We start from the raw sequence: 20973 nt of genomic DNA, 5'->3' as shown, positions 1-20973 counted from the left end.
GGCGTGCAGCTGCTGCCCAACGTGAAAAACATCGTCGCCGTGGCCTCGGGCAAAGGCGGCGTGGGCAAGAGCGCCAGGGCCAGGTTGACCGCCGTGGTGCTCTTGCCCACGCCGCCTTTGCCCGAGGCCACGGCGACGATGTTTTTCACGTTGGGCAGCAGCTGCACGCCGCGCTGCACGGCGTGGGGCACGATCTTGGTGGCAAGACTGGCCTTCACCTCGTCGACCCCGGCCACACCTTTCGCCGCCGCGGTCAGCGCATGGGTCAGCGGCGCAATCTGGCTTTTGGCCGGGTAGCCCAGCTCCACGTCGAACGAGACGACGCTGCCTTCGATGCGCAGGTTCTTCAACTGCTTGGTGCTGACGAAGTCTTTCCCGGTGTTGGGGTCGATGACGGTCTTGAGCGCGTCGAGCACGCTGGATTCGGTGAGGGCCATGGGTGCTTTTCAGAGGAAGAAGGGGCTGGTGAAGTCTAGCGCCAGGCCTCTTCGACAGGCTCAGGACAGGCCTTTCCATCACGCCCGCGCGCCTAGAATTGCCCCTTCCCCGCCCACGAGCCCCGCCCGATGACCCGCAAGCTCTTTGTCACCACCGCCCTGCCCTACGCCAACGCCGGCTTCCACATCGGGCACATGATGGAGTACATCCAGGCCGACATCTGGGTGCGCTTCCAGCGCATGGTGGGCAACGAGGTGCACTTCGTGTGCGCCGACGACGCCCATGGCGCACCCATCATGATCGCGGCCGAAAAGGCGGGCAAGACGCCGCAGCAGTTCGTGGCCGAGATCGCTGCGGGTCGCCAGCAGTATCTCGACGGTTTCTACATCGGCTTCGACAACTGGCACTCGACTGACGGCCCAGAAAACCATGCGCTGGCGCAAGACATCTACCGTGCGCTGCGCAAAGAGGGGCTGATCGCCGAGCGTGTGATCGAGCAGTTCTTCGATCCAGTGAAGAGCATGTTTCTGCCCGACCGCTACATCAAGGGCGAGTGCCCTAAGTGCGGCACGAAAGACCAGTACGGCGACAACTGCGAGAACTGCGGCGCGGTCTACGCGCCCACAGAGCTGAAGAATCCGTACTCGGCGCTGAGCGGCGCCAAGCCGGTGCTCAAGAGCAGCTCGCACTATTTCTTCCAGCTCTCGTCTGACCGCTGCATAGAGTTCTTGCAGCAGTGGACGACCTCTGCCGGCCGCCTGCAGCCCGAGGTGCTGAACAAGATCAAGGAATGGTTTGCCGTCGACGAGCAAGGCCACGTGGGCCTGAACGACTGGGACATCAGCCGCGATGCGCCCTACTTCGGCATCGAGATACCCGATGCGCCAGGCAAGTACTTCTATGTGTGGCTCGATGCGCCGGTGGGCTACCTGGCCTCGCTGAAGAACTACTTCGACAAGACGGGACGCGACTTCAGCGCCTTCATGGCCGACCCGAGCGTGGAGCAGATCCACTTCATCGGCAAAGACATCATCACCTTCCATACCCTCTTCTGGCCGGCCATGCTGCACTTCAGCGGCCGCAAGGTGCCCAACCACATCTACGTGCACGGCTTTCTGGCGCTGAGCGGCGAGAAGATGAGCAAGAGCCGCGGCACGGGCATCTCGCCTTTGAAATATTTGCAGCTGGGCATGAACGCTGAGTGGCTGCGCTACTACATCGCCGCCAAGCTCAACGGCCGCGTGGAGGACATCGACTTCAACCCCGATGATTTCGTGGCGCGGGTCAACAGCGACCTGGTGGGCAAGTACATCAACATCGCGAGCCGCGCGGCGGGTTTCCTGACCAAGCGCTTCAACGGCGAGCTGGGCGAAATCGCCACCGATGGCGAAACACTGCTGGGCCTGCTGCGCGCAGACCGCGACCACATCGCCGAGCTGTATGAGGCGCGCGACTACGGCAAGGCGCTGCGCCAGGTGATGGCCCTGGCCGACAAGGTCAACGAGTACGTTGATGCCAACAAGCCCTGGGAGCTGGCCAAGCAGCAGGGCATGGACGCGCGCCTGCATGATGTGTGCACGGTGTGCATCGAGGCGTTCCGCCTGCTCACCATCTACTTGAAGCCAGTGCTGCCGCAGCTTGCGGCGCAGGTCGAAGCGTTCCTGCGGGTAGAGCCGATGAACTTTGCCGACGCGGCCGGTGCGCTCGGGGCACACACCATCGGCGAGTACAAGCACGTGATGCAACGCGTGGACCCAAAGCTGCTCGACGCGCTGCTCGAACCTGCGGTCGTCGAGGCTCCTCCACCGGGTGGAGAGCCGCTCGCCACCGAAATCAAGATTGACGATTTCAGCAAGGTCGACCTGCGCATCGCCAAGATCGTCAACTGCGAGCCTGTAGAAGGCTCCGACAAGCTGCTGCGCCTCACGCTCGACGTGGGCGAAGGCAAAACGCGCAATGTCTTCAGCGGCATCAAGAGCGCCTACAAGCCCGAAGACCTGGTCGGCAAATTCACCGTGATGGTGGCCAACCTCGCGCCGCGCAAGATGAAGTTCGGCATCAGCGAAGGCATGGTGCTCGCCGCCTCGCACGCCGACGAGAAAAACAACCCCGGCCTCTATGTACTGGAGCCTTGGCCTGGCGCCACACCCGGATTGCGCGTGCGCTGATCCATGCCGCTGCATCCCTTTCGGCCCCGTCTGCTGGATGCACTGAAGGGATACAACCGCCAGCGTTTCGTCGCCGACCTGGGGGCCGGCATCACGGTGGGCATCGTGGCCCTGCCGCTGGCCATGGCCTTTGCCATCGCCTCAGGGGTGAAGCCCGAGCAGGGGATCTTCACCGCCATCATCGCGGGCTTCATCATCTCGGCGCTGGGCGGCTCCAGCGTGCAGGTCGGCGGGCCGGCGGGCGCGTTCATCGTGATCGTCTACGGCATCGTGCAGCGCTACGGCCTGACCAACCTGCTGATCGCCACCGCGCTGGCCGGCATGCTGCTGTTCTTGATGGGGCTGTTCAAGCTGGGCGCGCTGGTGCGCTACATCCCCATCACCATCGTGATCGGCTTCACCAACGGCATTGCGGTGCTGATCGCCTTTTCGCAGCTCAAGGACTTGCTGGGCCTTGAGCTTGGCAAGCTGCCCAGCGACTTCTTCGCCCAGCTGTATGCGCTGGCCACGCACCTGAGCAGCGTCAACTTCTACGCACTGGCACTCGGCGCGCTGTGCGTGCTGATGCTCTTCGGCTGGCCGCGTCTGTTTGGCACCGGCTCGATGCTGCCGCCCGCCCTGCTGGAAGGCCGCACGCTGCGCACCGCCGCGCGCGTGCCCGGGCCCATCGTGGCGCTGGTGCTGTTGTCTTTGCTGGCCTTTTGGCTGGAGCTGCCGGTCGAAACCATAGGCACACGCTTCGGCGGCATACCGCAAAGCCTGCCCGCGCTCGAGCTGCCGCCGTTCAGCTGGCAAAGTGCCAAGGAGCTGGTGTTCCCGACACTCACGATCGCCATACTGGGCGCCATCGAGTCACTGCTGTGCGCGCGCATTGCCGACAACCTGATCGACAGGCCGCGGCACGACCCCAACCAGGAGCTGATGGCGCAAGGCGTGGCCAACATGGTCGTGCCCTTCTTCGGCGGCATACCCGCCACGGGCACCATTGCCCGCACCGTGACCAGCATCCGCGCCGGTGCCTACAGCCCGGTGGCGGGCATCGTGCACTCGCTCACGCTGCTCATCGTGGTACTGGTGGCGGCGCCGCTCGCGATGAACGTGCCTCTGGCGGTGTTGGCAGGCATCGTGCTGTTTGCTGCCTGGAACATGGGCGAGTGGCACGAGTTCGCGCGGCTGCGCCACTTCAGCGGGCCCTACCGCACGGTGCTGCTGGGCACCTTCTTCCTGACGGTGGTGTTCGACCTCACGGTGGCCGTGCAGGTGGGCCTGGCGCTCGCGTGCGGCTTCTTCATCTACCGCATGAGCAAGCTGTTTCGCGTGGAATTGGCGCCTGACAGCCCGCCAGGCGTGCGCGTGTACAGGCTGTACGGCGCGCTGTTCTTCGGCGCGGTGAGCAAGGTGGAAGCAGTGGCACAAGCCTTGCCGGCTGGCACGCGCGCCGTCGTGCTTGAGATGCATCAGCTGGTGTCGATGGACAACTCGGGGCTCGACGTGCTGATGCAGCTGCACCGCGCTCTGGCGCGTCAAGGGGTGAGGCTGGTGCTTTGCGATCTCAACGAGCAACCTCGCGCGATGCTCCACCGCGCAGGCTTTGATGCCGAGCTGGGTGAGGCCAATGTCACCACCCATCTGGGGGCAGCAATGGCCCGGGCGACAGACACCTACTGAGCTATGCTTTTCTCCCAGACCGGGGAGATATTGACGTGGGATTTCTAGACGATCTCAAGCGCCAGGCCGACGCGCTGAAGACACAGCAAACCGTAGACACCGCCACGCTGGCACGCAATGCTGCGCTGGTGGAGGCCGCCTGCAAGACCCTCTGGCTGTACTGGCTGGAGCTGGTGCAACAACTCAACGTGCTGCAGCCCACGGCGCCGATGCGTTACCTGCTCGACAAGAGCACCGCGCTCGATGGCCTGAAGCGCTGCGATTTCCGTGTCGACTCGCGGCGCAAGCAGCACCGCGGACAAGAAGTGCACGACCACGTGGTGCTGCACGCACTGCAGAAATCTGGCCGCACGCTGACCATGAGCAAAGATTTCCCGCCCGAGATCGAGCGTCTGGAAGCGCGCCTGCGCCAAGCCGGTGTTTCACCCGAGACCAACTGGGTTCGCGACAAGGCCAGCGGTCGGCTGGAAGAGGTGCGCTTCGCATTCGTTGCCGACATCACCTTGGTGGCCAAGGTGTTCCCCGACCACGACGAAGGCAAGCTGCGTTTTCAGCTGAGCAACTTCGATGGCCTGGAGACGGTCAATGCCGACTTCCCGGCACACAAGGTGGGCTCCGAGCTGCTCGATCAGCTGGCCCGCTGGCTGGTGGGCGAGCCGAACGAGTTCTTGAAGCAGGCGGAGAACCTGCGCCGGGCGGAACCTTAGCCGCTCGCCAGGCGCCGAAAGGCCCCACGGGTGAGGCCAGCTAAAATCACGCCTTCACTCTGCCGCCAGCCCCTGGGCGCACCGATCACCATGCCGCTCTTCTGGAAAGCCTACAAATCAGACGTCACCTCGTTCATCGAGGAGCTCAAAGCCAAGAAGCCGACGCTGGAAGACGAGCAGCGCCAGGGCCGCGCCCTGTTGTGGGACAAGCCCATCGACCGCGCCGTGCAGGCCGACTACCGCGATGCCAGCGTCGCGCAGCAGCCCTACGTCTACCAGACCAACCACTAGGCCCGTCCTGATCGCATTGTGAGAAACCAGGTGCTGGCGCCAAGCGCGCCCGATGCGGCCAGCGTGCCCGAAGTGGTTGACCACGTGGCCGTGGCACGCCTGTATGGCGAACCGCTGTTCACCATGCCGCACGACCTGTACATCCCACCCGATGCGCTGGAAGTGTTTCTTGAGGCCTTCGAAGGCCCGCTCGACTTGCTGCTCTACCTGATCCGCAAGCAAAACTTCAACATCCTCGACATCCCTCTCGCCAGCGTGACCCGCCAGTACCTGGCCTACGTGGAGCAAATCCGCAAGACCAACCTAGAGCTGGCCAGCGAGTACCTGCTGATGGCGGCAATGTTGATCGAGATCAAGTCGCGCATGCTGCTGCCACCCAAGAAGGTGGCCGAAGGGCAAGAACCGGAAGACCCGCGGGCCGAGCTGGTGCGCCGCCTGTTGGAGTACGAACAGATCAAGCTGGCCTCTGCGCGGCTCGATGCGCTGCCGGTGATCGGTCGCGACTTCTTACGCGCGCAGGTGACCATCGAGCAGTCTTTGAAGCCGCGCTTTCCCGATGTCGACGCCGGTGAGCTGCGCGACGCCTGGCTCGACATCTTGAAGCGCGCCAAGCTCAACCAGCACCACACCATCACGCGCGAGCAGCTGAGCGTGCGCGAGCACATGAGCATCGTGCTGCGCCGCCTGCAGGGCCGGCGCTTCGCGATGTTCGAAGACCTGTTCGACACGAGCCGTGGCCCGCAGGTGCTGGTGGTGACCTTCATCGCCATGCTCGAGCTCTCGCGTGAACACTTGCTAGAAGTGACGCAGGCCGAGGCCTTTGCCCCCATCTACGTGCGCCTGGCCTACCAACCCGCTTGACGCGGTGCAGCAAACATCTGGTTAGACTGCGCGCCGTAGCCACCGGAGAGACGCTTCCATGCAAGAAACCGCCGTTCGTGTCCATTCCCGCAAGCTCACGCCCCTGCCGTTGGCCGAGCGCTGGCCGGTGGCCGAGATCGAAGCCTTGTTCGCGCTGCCCTTCACCGAGCTGCTGTTTCGCGCGCAGACCACGCACCGCGAGCACTTCGACCCGACTGAAGTACAGCTCTCCACCCTGCTGTCGATCAAGACCGGGGGCTGCCCCGAAGACTGCTCTTACTGCCCGCAGGCGGCGCGCTACGACACCGGTGTCGAGGCCAGCAAGCTGATGGAGCCCGATGCCGTGCTAGACGCCGCGCGCCGCGCGCAAGCCGCCGGTGCCACGCGGTTTTGCATGGGTGCCGCCTGGCGCGGCCCGAAAGACCGTGACGTGGAGAAAGTGGCCGAGCTGATCAGCGCGGTGAAGTCGCTGGGCCTGGAAACCTGCGCCACGCTGGGCATGCTGGAAGACGGCCATGCCGAGACACTGCAAGAGGCCGGCCTCGACTACTACAACCACAACCTCGACACCGCGCCCGACAAGTACGGCGACATCATCAGCACCCGCCAATACGAAGACCGCCTCGACACGCTGCAGCGCGTGCGCGGCGCCGGTGTGAAGGTGTGCTGCGGCGGCATCGTCGGCATGGGTGAAACGCGTGCGCAACGCGCCGGGCTCATCGCCGCCCTGGCCAACCTCGACCCCTACCCCGAGAGCGTGCCCATCAACAACCTGGTGCAGGTGGAAGGCACGCCCCTGCACGGGCAAGACAAGCTAGACCCACTGGAATTCGTGCGCACCATCGCCGTGGCGCGCATCACCATGCCGACTGCGCGCGTGCGCTTGTCGGCGGGCCGCCAGCAGCTGGGTGAAACGGTACAAGCGCTGTGCTTTGCAGCAGGCGCCAATTCGATCTTCTACGGCGACAAGCTCTTGACCACCGGCAACCCCGATGTGCAAGCCGATCGCGAATTGCTCGACAAGCTGGGGATGAAGACATCATGACCAACGCCCAAGGCACCGTCACTTCCGAGCCCAACCTCTACGGCGGCGCCGGCACGAAAGCGTCGAAAGACCGCAAGCCGATGACGCTGCATCGCCTGCGCGAAATGCACGCAGCCGGCGACCCGGTGGCGATGTTGACCTGCTACGACGCCACCTTCGCGCAGGTGCTAGACAACGCGGGGGTCGACTGCCTGCTCATCGGCGACTCTCTGGGCATGGCGCTGCAAGGCCGCAGCAGCACGCTGCCGGTCACGCTGGAAGAAATGGCGTACCACGTGCGCTGCGTTGTGCAGGGCAACAGCACGGCCTGGGTCGTGGGCGACTTGCCTTTCGGCAGCTATCACGAGTCATCGTCACAAGCCATGCGCAGCGCCACCGCGCTGATGCAGGCCGGCGCGCACATGGTCAAGCTCGAAGGCGGCGGCTGGACACCGGAGATGGTGCGCTTCCTCGTCGAGCGCGGCGTGCCGGTGTGCGCGCACCTCGGGCTCACGCCGCAGTCGGTGCATGCGCTGGGCGGCTACCGCATCCAGGGCCGCACCAGCACCAGCGCCGCCACGCTGAAGGAGCACGCGCGCGAGCTTTCCGACGCGGGCGCGGCCATGATGGTGCTGGAGCTCGTGCCTTCGACCGTGGCGGCCGAGATCACCGCCGATGTGTCATCCATCGTCATCGGCATCGGGGCCGGCAAGGCCTGCTCGGGCCAGGTGCTGGTGCTGCACGACATGCTGGGCCTGACGCAAGGCAAACTGCCGCGCTTCGTGCACAACTTCATGGAAGGCTCGCCCAGCATCCTGGCTGCCATCGAAAGCTACGTGGCCGCCGTGAAGGCCCGCACTTTCCCAGACGACACCCGACACGGCTACTGAACGCATGAAAGTCATACACACCATTGCCGAGCTGCGCGCGGCCCTGCCAGGCCCGCAGTCGTGCGCCTTCGTGCCCACCATGGGCAACCTGCACGAAGGCCACCTGACCCTGGTGCGCCAGGCCAAGCAGCACGGCATGCCGGTGGTGGCCAGCATCTTCGTCAACCGGCTGCAATTTGCGCCACACGAAGACTTCGACCGTTACCCGCGCACACTGCCGCGTGATGCCGAGCTGTTGGCCGGGGCCGGCTGCGATGTGGTGTTTGCCCCCGACGAGCGCGAGATGTACCCGCAGCCTCAGGCCTTCAAGGTCGTACCCGACGCCGCGCTGGCCGACATCCTCGAAGGCCACTTCCGCCCCGGCTTCTTCACCGGCGTGAGCACGGTCGTGATGAAGCTCTTCACCATCGTTCAGCCGAAGGTGGCGGTGTTCGGCAAGAAGGACTACCAGCAGCTGATGGTGATACGCCGCATGGTCGAGCAGTTTGCCCTGCCCGTGATCATCGAAGGCGGCGAGACGCGCCGCTCGGCTGAAGGCCTGGCCTTGTCGTCGCGCAACGGCTACCTGAGCGCGGCGGAACTGGCGGAGGCGCTGGCACTGTCGCGGTCGCTGAAACAACTGGCCGAGGCTTACCGCTCCAGGCCCGGCTCGCTCGAAGAGCTGGAAGCCCAAGCGCGGCACGAACTCGGCGCACGTGGCTGGCAGCCCGATTACCTGACGGTGCGCCGCCGCGACGACCTGCTGCCCCCGGCTGCAGACAGCGCACGAGGCCCGCTGGTGGTGTTGGGCGCCGCCCGGCTGGGCGCCACCCGCCTGATTGACAACCTGGAGTTCTGACCCTGCTGTGCAGCATGATCAGCAACGAATCGCACACGTGATCGGAAGAACCCGCATGACACTCTGGGCCCTGGTCACAACGGCAGCCTTGCTTGCAGGCTGTGCCGGCGTGAGCCCCATCAGTGACCCCGAGTTGCAGACCATCGACGCGAGCCGCCTGCCGGCGACCGACCTCACACTCAACATCCCCGGCCTCGGGCCCTGCACCGACAACCCGGATCGCTCGTTCGGGCTCAACTCCGGGCAGCCGGTGAACGTGCTGGTACACGGCTGCTTCGGCTCGTCGGGGCGCTTTCGAGGCTTGGCGCAGGTGCTGGCATTTCACGGCCAGCAGACGGCCTGTTTCACCTACAACGACCGCGACAGCATGATGCTGAGCTCGGCACAGCTCGTCACGGCGCTCGAGCAGCTGACGCAGAAGATGACCAACAAGCAAGTGACCCTCATCGGCCACAGCCAAGGGGCCTTGATCGCACGCAAGTCGCTGGTGTCCGGCCGGCCCGACCCGCTGCGCAGCGAAGGCCTGCAGCTGCGGCTGGTCACGGTGTCGGGGCCCTTTGCCGGCATCGCGTCGGCCAACCAATGCGGCAACCCCTTCACGCGGGTGTTCACCCTCGGGCTCATCGCACCGATGTGCCACATCGCCACGGGTGACAAGTGGTCAGAGATCACCTACAGCTCGGCCTTCATCCGCCAGCCTGGCGAGTTGATCCCCCAGGTGCAGGACTACGTGAAGATCGTGACCGACGAGCACGGAAGCTGCCGCCGCTCGGCCGCCGGAGCCTGCGCCGAATCGGACGACATCTTCAGCTTGGACGAGCAGCGCAACAGCATCGTGGACCATGACCCTCTGGCCCGCATCGTCGAGGTGAAAGCGGGCCATGTCGAGATCGTGGGAGACGAACGCGTGTCACCGGTCAAGCTGATCGACATCCTGCAGCGCAACCGCATCCTCAACCCGACGGAGCCCGAACGCCGCGCGAGCCTGAAGCAACTGCTGGCCAGGCTGTACGGCCGTTAACCCGGTGGTGCGGGGCGGGGGCGAGAAATCCGGGCTACCCCGGTGCCCGAACACCCAGCTTGAAGCCAATCATGGCCCGCAGCTTGTTGGGCACCACCGGCTTCACGAGCAGATGGAAGTTGTGAGCCTGCGCCTCGGCTTCGTGGCCGGTCATGGTGCTGCCGGTGACCATGATGGCCGGCACGTCAGCGCCGAAGCGGTCTCTCAAAACCTGGATCGCCTCGACCCCAGTGTGACCCTGCTCCAGCCGGTAATCGACGATCAGCAGGTCGGGGCGATCGGCGGCCGAATCGGCCGTCAGCGCCCAGGCGCGGCTGGCCTCAACGGTTTCGAACGAGGCAACTCGTGCCCCCCAGCCCTTGAGCAGCACTTCAAGGCCCCCGCGCACCGCCGGCTCGTCTTCCACCACCACGATGAACTTGTGGTCGAGCGTGAGCCCGAGCGGCGCCTTGCGGGACATGTCGCTCGGGCCGCGGGGGCGCGGCGCCTTGCCGAGCGGCAACTGCAATGAAAACACCGAGCCGCGGCCTGGCTCGGAGCGCAGGCTCAACGGCGAATTGATGAGGCCGGCCAGGCGCTTCACGATGGCCAGACCCAGACCCAGGCCCTTGCGCTGCTGCGGCGACAGCGCTTCGCTGTAGGGCACCTGATAGAACTCTTCATAGATCTGCTCTATCTCGCGCTCGCGTATGCCCACGCCGGTGTCCCACACCTGCAGCAGCAGGCGGCCGTCGCGCCGGCGGCAGCTCACCAGCACGCTGCCGTCGTTGGTGTAGCGAATGGCGTTGGATACCAGGTTGCGCAAGATGCGCTCCACCAGCAATGGGTCGGCATAGATATTGTGGCTCTCGCCGCGAAAGCGCAGTGCCAAGCCCTTTTCGAAGGCCACCGGCTCGAAGTGCAGGCGCAGCTTGCGGAAGATGTCGCCCACGTTGAAATGCTCGGGCGTCACGTCGACGCCACCGGTGTCGATCTTGGTGATGTCGAGCAGCTCGGAGAACAGCCCCTCCAGCGCGTCGACCGAGCCGTTGATGCTCGTCACCAGGTGGGTCACCTCTTCGTCGTGGCTGCGCTGGCGCAGCGCTTCGGCGAACAAACCCATGGCATGCAGCGGCTGGCGCAGGTCGTGGCTGGCGGCGGCGAAGAACTGCGTCTTGGCGCGGTTGGCCACCTCGGCCTCTTGCCGCGCCTCATCGGCCGCCGCCTTCTCGGCGCGCAGCTGCGCAGTCAGGCGATCGGCCCGAACTTTGAGCAGCAGCACGTTATCGAACGCCGTGCGGTAGCTGCGCGCCAGGCCCACGGTAAGACCGAAAATGGTGAGCAGCACCCCCGAGAGGACCAAACTGTCGAAGGTTCCAGTCAGGCCCACGCGCGCCACCATCGGCAAGAAGCACAGCGCGGCGAACAGGTTGAACACCGTGCCTTGCTGGGCAAAGATCGGTACCGCCGCCACGCAGAAGCTGTAGACGGTCAGCAGCAACCCCACCCGCTCGGTGACGCCACCGTAGTCGTAGAACACCCAGGCCGCGGATCCCCAAAGTGCACCCGACACCAGCGTGGCCACTACCCAGCCGCTGTTCCAGCGCATCAACGTGTTGGGATCCTGAGGCTTCAGCGCGGCAAAGCGCTGCGTCGCCACAGCACGGGCCAGCCACAGCACCCAGAACGCCAACATCCAGAGCAACAGCACCGAATGCGGCGCCTCGGACCAGAACAGCAGGCACACCAGCAACGCGCCGGCGGCGTTGCCAGCCAGCGTGATGGGCTGGTAAGAGTAAAGGTTGGTGACGCGCTCGAGGGCAGTCTGCACGTCAAGCCCCGGCATCCCGGCGTCGACCGACACGCCGTCCGCGGCAACAGCCGGCACGTCCGAAGAGGCGGTCACCGCACCTGGCTGCCGCGCCAGGCGGAGAAGCCGCCGTGCTGCTGGCTCATCTGGCCGACCGCGAGCACGGCCTGCGTGCGCGAGCTCACACCCAGCGCACGCAGCACCGCCGCCACGTGGTCTTTCACGGTCTCGACCGACAGGCCTAGCTCGCGCGCGATCAGCTTGTTGGGGTTGCCTTTCAGCAGCAGCGCCAGCACATCGGTCTGGCGCGGCGTGAGGCCGATCGACGCCAGGCTGGGCTGGGTCTGGAAGCCGCTGTCGGTGGCCTCCTTGCCGACCACGTTGAGCGCGCCGTCTGTGCTGCGGCGGCCCTTGGCCGGCTCGACGCCAATGCTCATCGGCGGCACATAGATGCCTCCGGACATCACCATGTGCAGCGCCTCGAACAGAGTTTCATTCGTGGCGCGCTTGGGCACGAAACCCATCGCACCCAGGTCGATGGAGCGGATCACGTCGCTCGCGCGGTCAGAGGCCGACACCACCACCACTGGCAGCGCCGGGTAGCCCGCGCGGAACTCGACCAGCAGGTCGAAGCCATCGGCATCACCCAGCTGCAGGTCAAGCAGCACGAGGTCGAAGTCGTTGTCATTCTTGAGCGCTTCGCGTGCGGCACGGGCACTGCCCGCACCGACCACGTTGACGTGGTCGCCCAGGCCTTTGATGACGGTTTGCAACGCCGACAGGATCAGCGGGTGGTCATCAACCAGCAGCACTTTCATTCTTATCCCCCCTAAATGTGGTCGAGTGGGGATCGTATGCGAGCGATAACAGGCACTGATTCCCTCCGAAGGGGGGGCCCCGGGGTTAAGGACGACCCAGGCTAGGCGTAGCGGCGGGCCAGCGACTCGGCCACGCACACGGGTTTTTCCGAGCCTTCGCGCTCCATGGTGCACTCGACGGTCATTTGCGCACCGCCTTCGAGCGGAATGTATTCGGTGAGTTTGAAACGCCCGCGCAGCTTGCTCCCGGCCGGCACCGGCGAAGGGAAGCGTACTTTGTTGAGGCCGTAGTTCACGCCCATGCGTGTCTCGTTGACGCGAAAGGCCTTGGCCGTCATCTCGGGCAGCAGGCTCAGGGTGAGAAAACCGTGGGCGATGGTGGTACCGAAGGGGCCGGCTTTCGCACGCTCTGGGTCGATGTGGATCCACTGGTGGTCGCCGGTGGCTTCGGCAAACTTGTTGATCTGCTCCTGCGTGATGGTCATCCAATCGCTCACGCCCAGCTCTTGGCCAACGAGGGCTTGCAGGTCGGAAATCTTCTCGAAAGTTCTCATGCGTTGATCCAGCTGATAAGGGGTTGCCACTGCTCCATGTCACGCTCGACACGGCTGGGTGCCACGTCCCAGAGAGTGAGGCCGCGTGCGGCGAGGTGTACGTAATTTTGAGTGTCGCGCAGGAAGGCGACGACCGGCGTCTCCAAGGTGCCAAGAAAGCTGCGCAGCTGGTCGGCCGAGATGGTGCCTTCGCGTATGCGCATGCCCACCACGCCGACAGCGATCTTGTCGCTGCGGCGGTGCGCCAGCAGCTCGCGGATGAACGCATGGGTGGCGTGGATGTCGAAGATGCTGGGCTGCAGCGGCACGATCACCTTGTCGGCGATCTTCATCACTTCATCCAGTCGCTTGCCATGCAGGCCGGCAGGGGTGTCGAGCACCACATGAGTGGTGCCTTTGGGCGGGCGCACGATCTCGTCGTGGGCCAGGTCCCAGCCGGCAATGGCGGGCACCCCTTCGGGGCGCAGCGAGAGCCAGGTGCGCGCCGACTGCTGCCGGTCCACATCGCCCAGCATCACCGCATGCCCGGCGTGGGCCAGGTAACCCGCCACGTTGGTCGACAGAGTGCTTTTACCTACCCCGCCCTTCGGATTGGCCACCACGATCACCGGCATGCGTTTCTCCTTGATGGGCGCCAGAAGCAGGCTTTGGCGCGCGTTTTGCCCTGTTTGCGGTTATGTTAACGGGCACTTTCCGCAGCCGCCCATCAAGACTTACCAGCGATTTCATGACCCAAGCGACAGACATACTGGTGATCACCGCACACCCGCAGATGGAGCTGTCTCGCATCAACCGCGCGCTCATGAGCGCGGCTTCGGCCGTGCCCCGAGTCGAGGTGCGCGACCTCTACGCCCTCTACCCCGACTACCTGATCGACGTGGCCGCCGAGCAGGCGGCCCTGCAAAAGGCCCAGCTGGTGGTGTGGCAGCACCCCATCCACTGGTACCACATGCCCCCGTTGATGAAGCTCTGGGTCGACGAGGTGCTGGCCTTCGGCTGGGCCTACGGGCCCGAGGGCACAGCCTTGCAGGGCAAAGACCTGTGGCTCGTGGCCAGCACAGGCGGGCCCGACGACTCCTACCAGCCGTCCAGCTACAACCGCTACCACTTCGAGGCCTTTTTGCCGCCCTACGAACAGACCGCCACCCTGTGCGGCATGCGCTTTCTGCCACCGATGACGCTGCACGGCGCTCACCGGGTCGGCCATCAAGAGCTGGACGAGCACGCTCGCACGCTCGCCGAGCGCCTGGGCAGTTACCCGGCGTGGCCCGAGCTCGATGAGCTGGAGCAGTGCGTGGCCTGCGAAGTGCCTCTCTCGGCTAGGCCGCAAGACGCGATCGTGCCCAGCCCGGCTACCGAGACCGTCTGATGGAACACGGCAGCTGGCTGACGGGCAGCCTCGTCTATCTCGCCGCGGCGGTGCTGGCCGTGCCCCTGGCCAAGAAGCTGGGGCTGGGCTCGATCATTGGTTACCTCGGTGCCGGAATTGCCATCGGGCCCTGGGGCCTGCGCCTGGTGACCGACCCGCAAGACATGCTGCACTTCGCCGAGTTCGGCGTCGTGTTGATGCTGTTCCTGGTCGGCCTGGAGCTGGAGCCGCGCCGCCTGTGGTCGCTGCGCAAGCCCATCTTCGGCTGGGGCAGCGCGCAGCTCTTCGGCTCGGCGGCGCTGCTCATGGGCCTGGCGATGTTGGCTGGCGTGCCGTGGCAGCTCGCGCTCGTCGCCGCTCTCGGCCTGGCCATGTCGTCCACTGCCATCGGCCTCGGCGTGCTGGCCGAGCGCAACTTGATGGCCACCACCAGCGGGCAAAGTCTGCTCAGCGTGGCACTGCTGCAAGACATTGCAGCCATCCCCATCCTCGCGCTGGTACCGCTGCTGGCCACGGCCGGCGCGGCGCATGCCGAAGGCAGTGCCTGGCTCGCCGCAGGCAAGGCGGTCGGGGTGATCGCCGCCATCGTGCTCGGGGGCCGCCTGCTGCTCCGCCCCGCCCTGCGCTGGATCGCCCGCAGCGACACACCCGAGATCTTTACCGCCGCCTCTCTGCTGCTGGTGGTGGCCACCGCGGCCTTGATGCAAGCCGTCGGCTTGTCGATGGCACTCGGCGCCTTTCTCGCCGGCGTGCTGCTGGCAGAGAGCGAATACCGTCGCGAGCTCGAGACCGACATCGAGCCCTTCAAGGGCCTGTTGCTGGGCCTCTTCTTCATCGCGGTCGGCATGAGCATCGACTTTGCCGTGGTGATCCAGCAGCCGCTGCTCGTGGCCGCCATCGTGGCGGCCTTCCTGCTGCTCAAGGCCGCCGTGCTCTGGGCCATGGGGCGGGCCATGCCACTGCCCAAGCCGGAGCGGCCAGTCTTCATCATCCTGCTGGCGCAGGGCGGTGAGTTCGGCTTCGTGGTGTTTCAGACCGCCGCGCAAGCCGGCGTGATCGACGCGCCCACCTCGTCGCTGCTGGTGGCCGCCGTGGCCATCTCCATGCTGCTCACGCCGCTCTTGCTGGTGGCGGCCGACAAGTGGTGGATACCGCTGTTGGCCAAGCACAAGCAGATCAACATCGACGAGATCAACGAGCAGCAAAGCGCGCCGGTGATCATTGCGGGCTTTGGCCGCTACGGGCAGATCGTGGGCCGCTTGATGTTCGCCAACGGCATCGACGCCACGGTGCTCGACCACGACGCCGAGCAGGTGGAAGGCGTGCGCCGTTTCGGCTGGCCAGCCTTCTACGGCGACGCCACACGGCTAGACCTGCTGCGCACCGCGGGCGCCGCGCAGGCGCGGGTAATCGTCGTGGCCATCGACGACGTAGAGCAAAGCCTGAAGGTGGTGGACGTGGTGAACGAGCACTTCCCGCACCTCACCATCGTCGCCCGTGCACGCAACGTGACGCACTACTACGGGCTGCGCGAGCGCGGTGTCACGCTGATCGAGCGCGAGACGCTCGACTCGGCGCTGATGAGCGCACGCAGCGTGCTCGAAAGCCTGGGCTGGGAGCGCCACCAAGCCCGCAACCTCGCACTGCGCTTTCGCCGCCACAGCATCGACCTGCTGGAAGAAATGGCCTTGCACCAGAAAGACGAAGCCCAACTGATCGCCGTGGCCAAACAAGGCCGGCAGCAGCTGGAGCAGCTGTGGGCCAAAGAGCGTGAAGACTCACAGGCACGCAAGCAGCGGGCCGGCTGGAGCAGCAACGGCGAAGACGCCCAGGCGAGCGAAAATCGGCCATGACTTCTTCTTTGCGCACCCACAGCTTCAAGGCATTGGCGCCAGGCAAGCGACTGATCGTGCTCGGCGCGGTGCACGGCAACGAGACCTGCGGCACGCGCGGCATCGAGCGCGTGCTGGGCGAGCTCGACAGCGGTGGCTTGCAGATCGCGCGGGGCAGCGTCACCTTCGTGCCGGTGACCAATGCACTGGCCTACCAACGCGGCCAGCGAGCCGGTGACCGCAACCTCAACCGCAACCTGCGGCCCAACGTCGAGCCGCAAGACTACGAAGACCGCATTTCCAACGTGCTGTGCCCGCTGCTGGCCGAGCACGAGGTGCTGCTCGACCTGCACTCTTTCCACACCGCCGGCGAGCCTTTCGCCATGATCGGGCCTGGCGACAACACCGGCACGCTGGAGCCCTTTGCGCACGCCGCCGAAGAAGAAGCGCTTGCGCTGCGCCTGGGGCCGCGACGCATCGTCGAGGGCTGGCTCGACACCTACGCCGCCGGCGTGAAGAACCGCCTGCAACGCATTGCCCCCAGCGACCGCGCCAACATCCTCAGCACCGACCCGAGCTACGGCGTCGGCACCACCGAATACGCGCGCAGCCAGGGCGCCTATGCCATCACGCTCGAATGCGGCCAACACGCCGACCCGCGCGCGCCCGAGGTCGCCTACCGCGCCATTCGCAACACGCTCGCCCACCTGAAGCTGGTGGACGATGCCGCGCCCGCGGCACGCACCGACATTGAGCTGCTGCGCCTGGCCGAGGTGACCGACCGCCACCACAGCGGGGACCGCTTTGCCCGCGAGTGGGCCAGCTACGACCCCTTGCGGGCCAGCGAGTTGATCGGCACGAGGGCCGATGGCGCCGAGCTGCGGGCACCGGCCGATGGTTTCATCGTGTTCCCCAACCCCGCAGCCCTCCCGGGCAACGAGTGGTTCTACTTCGCGCTCAAGAGCGCAAGAGCGCTACGGGCCTGACACATAGCCACGTTTAGACTGCCACGGCGTATCAGGCCGCTTGAGCGGCCTGCGTTTTGTCCACCCAGGGAGAGCTTCCATGATTCATCGTCACCCGGCCGCCACAGCGGCCGTCTACGCGCTCGCATTCGCGCTCGCATCCACATTGACAGCCTGCGCCACTGAGAGTTCGCGTGCCGTTCAAGTCGAGAAGGTGCAGGCCGCCGCCGCACCCTATTCCGGCCCCAAGGCCGCTGTCTCGATTGGCAAGTTTGACAATCGATCCAACTTCCAGCGTGGTGTTTTTTCTGACGGCGTAGACCGCCTCGGCAGCCAAGCGAAAACGACCCTGACTGCGCATCTGCAACAGTCGCAGCGTTTCTCTGTGCTCGACCGCGACAACCTGTCTGAAACCGGGCAGGAGGCCAAGATCCTCGGAACAGCGCAAGCGCTCAAGGGCGCCTCATACGTCGTCACGGGCGACATCAGCGAATTTGGCCGCAAAGAAGTCGGCGACAAGCAGCTCTTCGGCGTACTCGGCCGCGGCAAGACGCAAGTGGCCTACGCCAAGATCACACTGAACGTCGTGAACAGCTTGACCTCGGAAGTGGTGTTCTCTGCACGCGGCGCCGGTGAATACGAGCTTTCGAACCGCGAAGTGCTGGGCTTCGGTGGCACCGCGAGCTACGACTCAACGCTGAATGGCAAAGTCTTGGATCTGGCCATGCGTGAAGCCGTAAACAACTTGGTGACAGGCAAAGATGCAGGTCAGTGGGGCCAGGAGCCGCGCCGATGAGCGCCGCTCAGCTGACACGTCTGCTTGCGCTGGTCACCGCAACCGCCCTGTTGGCTGGGTGCGCCCAACCTCGCCAGAAGTCGCTGTACCTGTGGGAGTCCTTTCCACGACAGCAATACGACACCCTGCTGCGCCATGGTGAACCTGCGCCCGATCAAATCGCCGAACTTGAAGCCCATGTCGAAAAGGCACGCGCTGCCGGGGCTTCCTTGCCGCCCGGTTTTCGCGCCCACCTAGGCATGCTCAAGCTGAGCACGGGCGATGCCACCGAGGCACGCCAACTCTGGCTGGCCGAGAAGGCCGCCTTCCCGGAGTCGGCGCCGTACATGGATCACCTGCTCAAGCGACTCGACGCCCCTTTGAACCCTGCGAAGAAGGACAAGCCAGCATGAAGCTCGCACGACTTTTGGTCCATGCGGCGACCCTGGCCCTGGCCATGCTCAGCGGCTGCGCAACCCAAGCCCCAGCCTACGACTACACAGCGTTCATAAAGGCCAAGCCAGCGACCTTGCTGGTGCTGCCACCCGTCAACGACTCGCCTGAAGTGACGGCAACGCCTGGTGTCTGGGCGCATGCGACACGCCCGCTGGCCGAGGCCGGCTACTACGTCTTGCCCATTACCCTGGTCGATGAAACCTTTCGGCAAAACGGCGTCACCAGCGCTAACGAGGTGCAAGACATTCCCTTGCAAAAACTCCGCGAATACTTCGCCGCAGATGCAGCGGTTTACCTCAGGGTCAAGCAGTACGGCACCAGCTACGTCGTAGTTTCCAGCGAGACGCGGGTGACCGTTGAAGGTCACATCGTTGACCTGCGCACGGGTGAAACCTTGTGGAAGGGCTCGGCCAGCGCATCGTCAGCCGAGCAACAGCAGCAAAGCCAAGGAGGGCTGGCGGGGCTGCTCATCGCCGCCTTGGTGAAGCAAATCGTCAGCACGGCCACCGATGAGTCGTACAAGTACGCCAATGTGGCCGACTACAGGCTGCTGAACGCGTCGCGCTACAACGGCGTGCTGCCAGGGCCGCGCGCCCCGAACTTCGGACAACCTCCCGCAGCGCCGCGCTAAGCCGGTCATGTAACCAGCCTCGGCGCAGGCGCGCCAGGCCCTGTCTTCAATACGCCGCTTCGTAGATCGCTTCGATTTCAGCCTGTGTCAGCTTGCGCGGATTGGTCGCACCCGAGCCGTCTTTCATCGCATTGACCGCCATCATCGGGAAGTCTTCGCGCTTCACACCCAGCTCCGACAGCTTGGCCGGAATGCCTACCGCGCGTGCCAGGTCGTGCATGGCGTTCACCGCAGCTTGCGCAGCCGCTTCGGTGCTGAGGCCCGAAGTGTCAACGCCCAGGGCACGCGCCACATCAGCCAGACGCGGTGCGCAAGCCGAGGCGTTCACCGCCTCCACGTGCGACAGCAGCATCGCGTTGCACACCCCGTGCGGCAAGTTGTACTGGCCGCCGAGCTGGTGGGCCATGGCGTGCACGTAGCCGAGGAAGGCATTGTTGAAAGCCATACCGGCCAGCAATTGCGCATAGGTCATGTTTTCGCGCGCTTCGATGTCTTCACGGCCATTGGACACGGCGCGCGGCAGGTACTGGCCGACCAGCTTGATGGCGTGCAGCGCGCAGGCGTCGGTCACCGGCGTGGCCATGATCGACACATAGGCTTCGACCGCATGGGTCAGCGCGTCCATGCCGGTGGCGGCCGTCAGTGAAGCGGGCATGCCACGCATCAGCTCGGGGTCGTTCACCGACAGCAGCGGCGCAAGCTGGCGGTCGACGATGTTCATCTTGAGGTGCTTGGACTCTTCGGTGATCACCGCAAAGCGCGTGATCTCGCTGGCGGTGCCGGCGGTGGTGTTGATGGCCACCAGTGCGAGCGGCGTCTTCTTCACCTTGTTGGCGCCGCGGTAGTCCATTACCGCGCCACCGTTGGTGGCCAGCACCGCGATGAGCTTGGCGCAGTCGTGCGGTGAGCCGCCGCCGAGCGAGATGATGCAGTCGGCGCCGGCCTTCTGCAGTGCGGCCAGGCCGGCTTCAACGTTAGACACGGTCGGGTTGGGCTGCACGCCATCGAACACCGACACCTGCACATCGCGCTCACGCAGCAGAGCCGCAACCTTTTCGGTGACGCCCAAGGCGGTGAGGGGGCCGTCGGTCACGATGAGCGCGTGCTTGTAACCGCGCGACTGCACCACCGTCATGGCATCGGGCAGGCACCCCGCCCCCATGATGTTTTCGGCGGTCATCTGAAAGCTGCATGTGGGCATGTTGATTCCTTGGGTCTGGCGAGAGCGTGGGGTTCTGGAAATGGCAGGCGAAAACGCGCATTTTCACCCATAGTGCACGCCCGTACAAAATCTCGGCACCGCCTGATAGGGGCGAGGGGCGAGAATTCAATCATGTTCGCCCCCTCCCAGCACGACGTGCGCCGCTTCTTCTGCGACGCCCACCGCAAACGCCGCGACAACCTGCCGCTCACGCCCATGGAAACCGTGGCCGCCGACTGGATCGCCGAGCACCCCGAGTACCACGCCGAGCTTGATGACATGGAGGCCGCCGTGGCCGCCGTCTACGACGTGGAGGCCGGCCGCACCAACCCCTTCCTGCACCTGTCTATGCACCTGTCGATCAGTGAGCAGGTGAGCATCGACCAACCGCGCGGCATCAAGCAGGCCTATGCACTGCTGGCCGCCAAGCGCGGCTCGGCGCACGAGGCGCACCACGAGGTGATGGAATGCCTGGGCGAAATGATGTGGGAGTCGCAGCGCAGCGGCCAGCCTCCTGACGGCCACAAGTACATCGATTGCGTGCGCCGCCGCGCGACGCGTTAGGGCGACGCTGAATAAGTCCCCGCGAGGCGGCGCGCCTCGGTTTGGGATGGACTGCAAGGCGCAAAGCGCAGCGATACCCGCAGGTATCGCGAGCATTTGCAACGCCGCAGGAC

The 20973-nt window shown here is 65.2% G+C and carries 22 protein-coding genes; 16 read left to right on the top strand and 6 right to left on the bottom strand.

Going from position 1 to position 20973, the window contains the following annotated elements; translation table 11 throughout:
* The coding region (locus AC30QB_RS18600) for an iron-sulfur cluster assembly protein (RefSeq protein ID WP_489547753.1) at positions 1 to 437 on the bottom strand (437 nt) is incomplete at its 3' end.
* A gap of 129 nt (positions 438 to 566) precedes the next feature.
* Here AC30QB_RS18600 and metG point away from each other — a divergent pair.
* The 9 genes from metG to AC30QB_RS18555 all read left to right on the top strand — a co-directional run bounded on the left by metG (position 567) and on the right by AC30QB_RS18555 (position 9906).
* Complete coding sequence (metG, locus tag AC30QB_RS18595) at positions 567 to 2606, top strand: methionine--tRNA ligase (RefSeq protein WP_489547752.1); 2040 nt, start codon at positions 567 to 569, stop codon at positions 2604 to 2606.
* A gap of 3 nt (positions 2607 to 2609) precedes the next feature.
* Entirely contained in the window at positions 2610 to 4274 is a 1665-nt protein-coding gene (locus AC30QB_RS18590; RefSeq protein WP_489547751.1) for a SulP family inorganic anion transporter, read from the top strand.
* 35 nt (positions 4275 to 4309) lie between these two features.
* Positions 4310 to 4981, top strand: coding sequence for a hypothetical protein (locus tag AC30QB_RS18585; RefSeq protein WP_489547750.1), 672 nt, complete (start codon positions 4310 to 4312; stop codon positions 4979 to 4981).
* 90 nt (positions 4982 to 5071) lie between these two features.
* The gene (locus tag AC30QB_RS18580; RefSeq protein WP_489547749.1) at positions 5072 to 5272 is read left to right on the top strand and encodes a DUF3460 family protein; all 201 of its coding nucleotides are present in this window, start codon (positions 5072 to 5074) and stop codon (positions 5270 to 5272) included.
* Between the two features lie 30 nt (positions 5273 to 5302).
* On the top strand, positions 5303 to 6133 hold the full coding sequence (locus tag AC30QB_RS18575) for a segregation and condensation protein A (protein WP_489547748.1): 831 nt from the start codon (positions 5303 to 5305) through the stop codon (positions 6131 to 6133).
* A 58-nt stretch (positions 6134 to 6191) separates the two neighbouring features.
* On the top strand, positions 6192 to 7178 hold the full coding sequence (gene bioB / locus AC30QB_RS18570) for a biotin synthase BioB (protein WP_489547747.1): 987 nt from the start codon (positions 6192 to 6194) through the stop codon (positions 7176 to 7178).
* Positions 7175 to 8047: a 3-methyl-2-oxobutanoate hydroxymethyltransferase gene (gene panB / locus AC30QB_RS18565; protein ID WP_489547746.1), complete on the top strand. Its 873-nt coding sequence runs from the start codon at positions 7175 to 7177 to the stop codon at positions 8045 to 8047. Before bioB ends, panB begins: the two co-directional genes overlap by 4 nt.
* Before the next feature lie 4 nt (positions 8048 to 8051).
* Complete coding sequence (gene panC / locus AC30QB_RS18560) at positions 8052 to 8885, top strand: pantoate--beta-alanine ligase (RefSeq protein WP_489547745.1); 834 nt, start codon at positions 8052 to 8054, stop codon at positions 8883 to 8885.
* A 55-nt stretch (positions 8886 to 8940) separates the two neighbouring features.
* On the top strand, positions 8941 to 9906 hold the full coding sequence (locus AC30QB_RS18555) for an esterase/lipase family protein (RefSeq protein ID WP_489547744.1): 966 nt from the start codon (positions 8941 to 8943) through the stop codon (positions 9904 to 9906).
* Positions 9907 to 9940: 34 nt separating this feature from the next.
* On the opposite strand, the gene AC30QB_RS18550 is transcribed toward AC30QB_RS18555, so the two are convergent.
* The 4 genes from AC30QB_RS18550 to AC30QB_RS18535 all read right to left on the bottom strand — a co-directional run bounded on the left by AC30QB_RS18550 (position 9941) and on the right by AC30QB_RS18535 (position 13681).
* Entirely contained in the window at positions 9941 to 11791 is a 1851-nt protein-coding gene (locus AC30QB_RS18550) for an ATP-binding response regulator (protein ID WP_489547743.1), read from the bottom strand.
* The gene (locus AC30QB_RS18545; protein WP_489547742.1) at positions 11788 to 12513 is read right to left on the bottom strand and encodes a response regulator; all 726 of its coding nucleotides are present in this window, start codon (positions 12511 to 12513) and stop codon (positions 11788 to 11790) included. Before AC30QB_RS18545 ends, AC30QB_RS18550 begins: the two co-directional genes overlap by 4 nt.
* Positions 12514 to 12614: 101 nt before the next feature.
* Entirely contained in the window at positions 12615 to 13067 is a 453-nt protein-coding gene (locus AC30QB_RS18540) for a MaoC family dehydratase (RefSeq protein ID WP_489547741.1), read from the bottom strand.
* Complete coding sequence (locus AC30QB_RS18535) at positions 13064 to 13681, bottom strand: nucleotide-binding protein (RefSeq protein ID WP_489547740.1); 618 nt, start codon at positions 13679 to 13681, stop codon at positions 13064 to 13066. The genes AC30QB_RS18540 and AC30QB_RS18535 overlap by 4 nt, the downstream gene beginning before the upstream one ends.
* 113 nt (positions 13682 to 13794) lie before the next feature.
* On the opposite strand from AC30QB_RS18535, the gene kefF reads away from it, so the two are divergent.
* The 6 genes from kefF to AC30QB_RS18505 all read left to right on the top strand — a co-directional run bounded on the left by kefF (position 13795) and on the right by AC30QB_RS18505 (position 19095).
* Positions 13795 to 14436, top strand: coding sequence for a glutathione-regulated potassium-efflux system oxidoreductase KefF (gene kefF, locus AC30QB_RS18530; protein WP_489547739.1), 642 nt, complete (start codon positions 13795 to 13797; stop codon positions 14434 to 14436).
* Complete coding sequence (kefC, locus tag AC30QB_RS18525; protein ID WP_489547738.1) at positions 14436 to 16289, top strand: glutathione-regulated potassium-efflux system protein KefC; 1854 nt, start codon at positions 14436 to 14438, stop codon at positions 16287 to 16289. Before kefF ends, kefC begins: the two co-directional genes overlap by 1 nt.
* Positions 16286 to 17254: a M14 family metallopeptidase gene (locus AC30QB_RS18520; protein ID WP_489547737.1), complete on the top strand. Its 969-nt coding sequence runs from the start codon at positions 16286 to 16288 to the stop codon at positions 17252 to 17254. The genes kefC and AC30QB_RS18520 overlap by 4 nt, the downstream gene beginning before the upstream one ends.
* A 79-nt stretch (positions 17255 to 17333) precedes the next feature.
* Positions 17334 to 18029 carry a CsgG/HfaB family protein gene (locus AC30QB_RS18515; protein WP_489547754.1) on the top strand — a complete coding sequence of 232 codons (696 nt, stop codon included), beginning with the start codon at positions 17334 to 17336 and terminating at the stop codon, positions 18027 to 18029.
* On the top strand, positions 18026 to 18421 hold the full coding sequence (locus tag AC30QB_RS18510) for a DUF4810 domain-containing protein (protein ID WP_489547736.1): 396 nt from the start codon (positions 18026 to 18028) through the stop codon (positions 18419 to 18421). The genes AC30QB_RS18515 and AC30QB_RS18510 overlap by 4 nt, the downstream gene beginning before the upstream one ends.
* Entirely contained in the window at positions 18418 to 19095 is a 678-nt protein-coding gene (locus AC30QB_RS18505; protein ID WP_489547735.1) for a DUF799 domain-containing protein, read from the top strand. The genes AC30QB_RS18510 and AC30QB_RS18505 overlap by 4 nt, the downstream gene beginning before the upstream one ends.
* 46 nt (positions 19096 to 19141) lie before the next feature.
* Here AC30QB_RS18505 and AC30QB_RS18500 read toward each other — a convergent pair whose 3' ends face one another.
* Positions 19142 to 20296, bottom strand: a complete 1155-nt coding sequence (locus AC30QB_RS18500) for an iron-containing alcohol dehydrogenase (protein ID WP_489547734.1) — start codon at positions 20294 to 20296, stop codon at positions 19142 to 19144.
* 132 nt (positions 20297 to 20428) lie between these two features.
* On the opposite strand from AC30QB_RS18500, the gene AC30QB_RS18495 reads away from it, so the two are divergent.
* The gene (locus AC30QB_RS18495; RefSeq protein WP_489547733.1) at positions 20429 to 20860 is read left to right on the top strand and encodes a DUF1841 family protein; all 432 of its coding nucleotides are present in this window, start codon (positions 20429 to 20431) and stop codon (positions 20858 to 20860) included.
* Positions 20861 to 20973: the final 113 nt, after the last annotated feature.

Source organism: Rhizobacter sp., assembly GCF_046595475.1.
Taxonomy (GTDB): domain Bacteria; phylum Pseudomonadota; class Gammaproteobacteria; order Burkholderiales; family Burkholderiaceae_C; genus Rhizobacter.
Note: the sequence above shows the minus strand (reverse complement) of the source record. Positions and strands in the feature narration are given on the sequence as shown.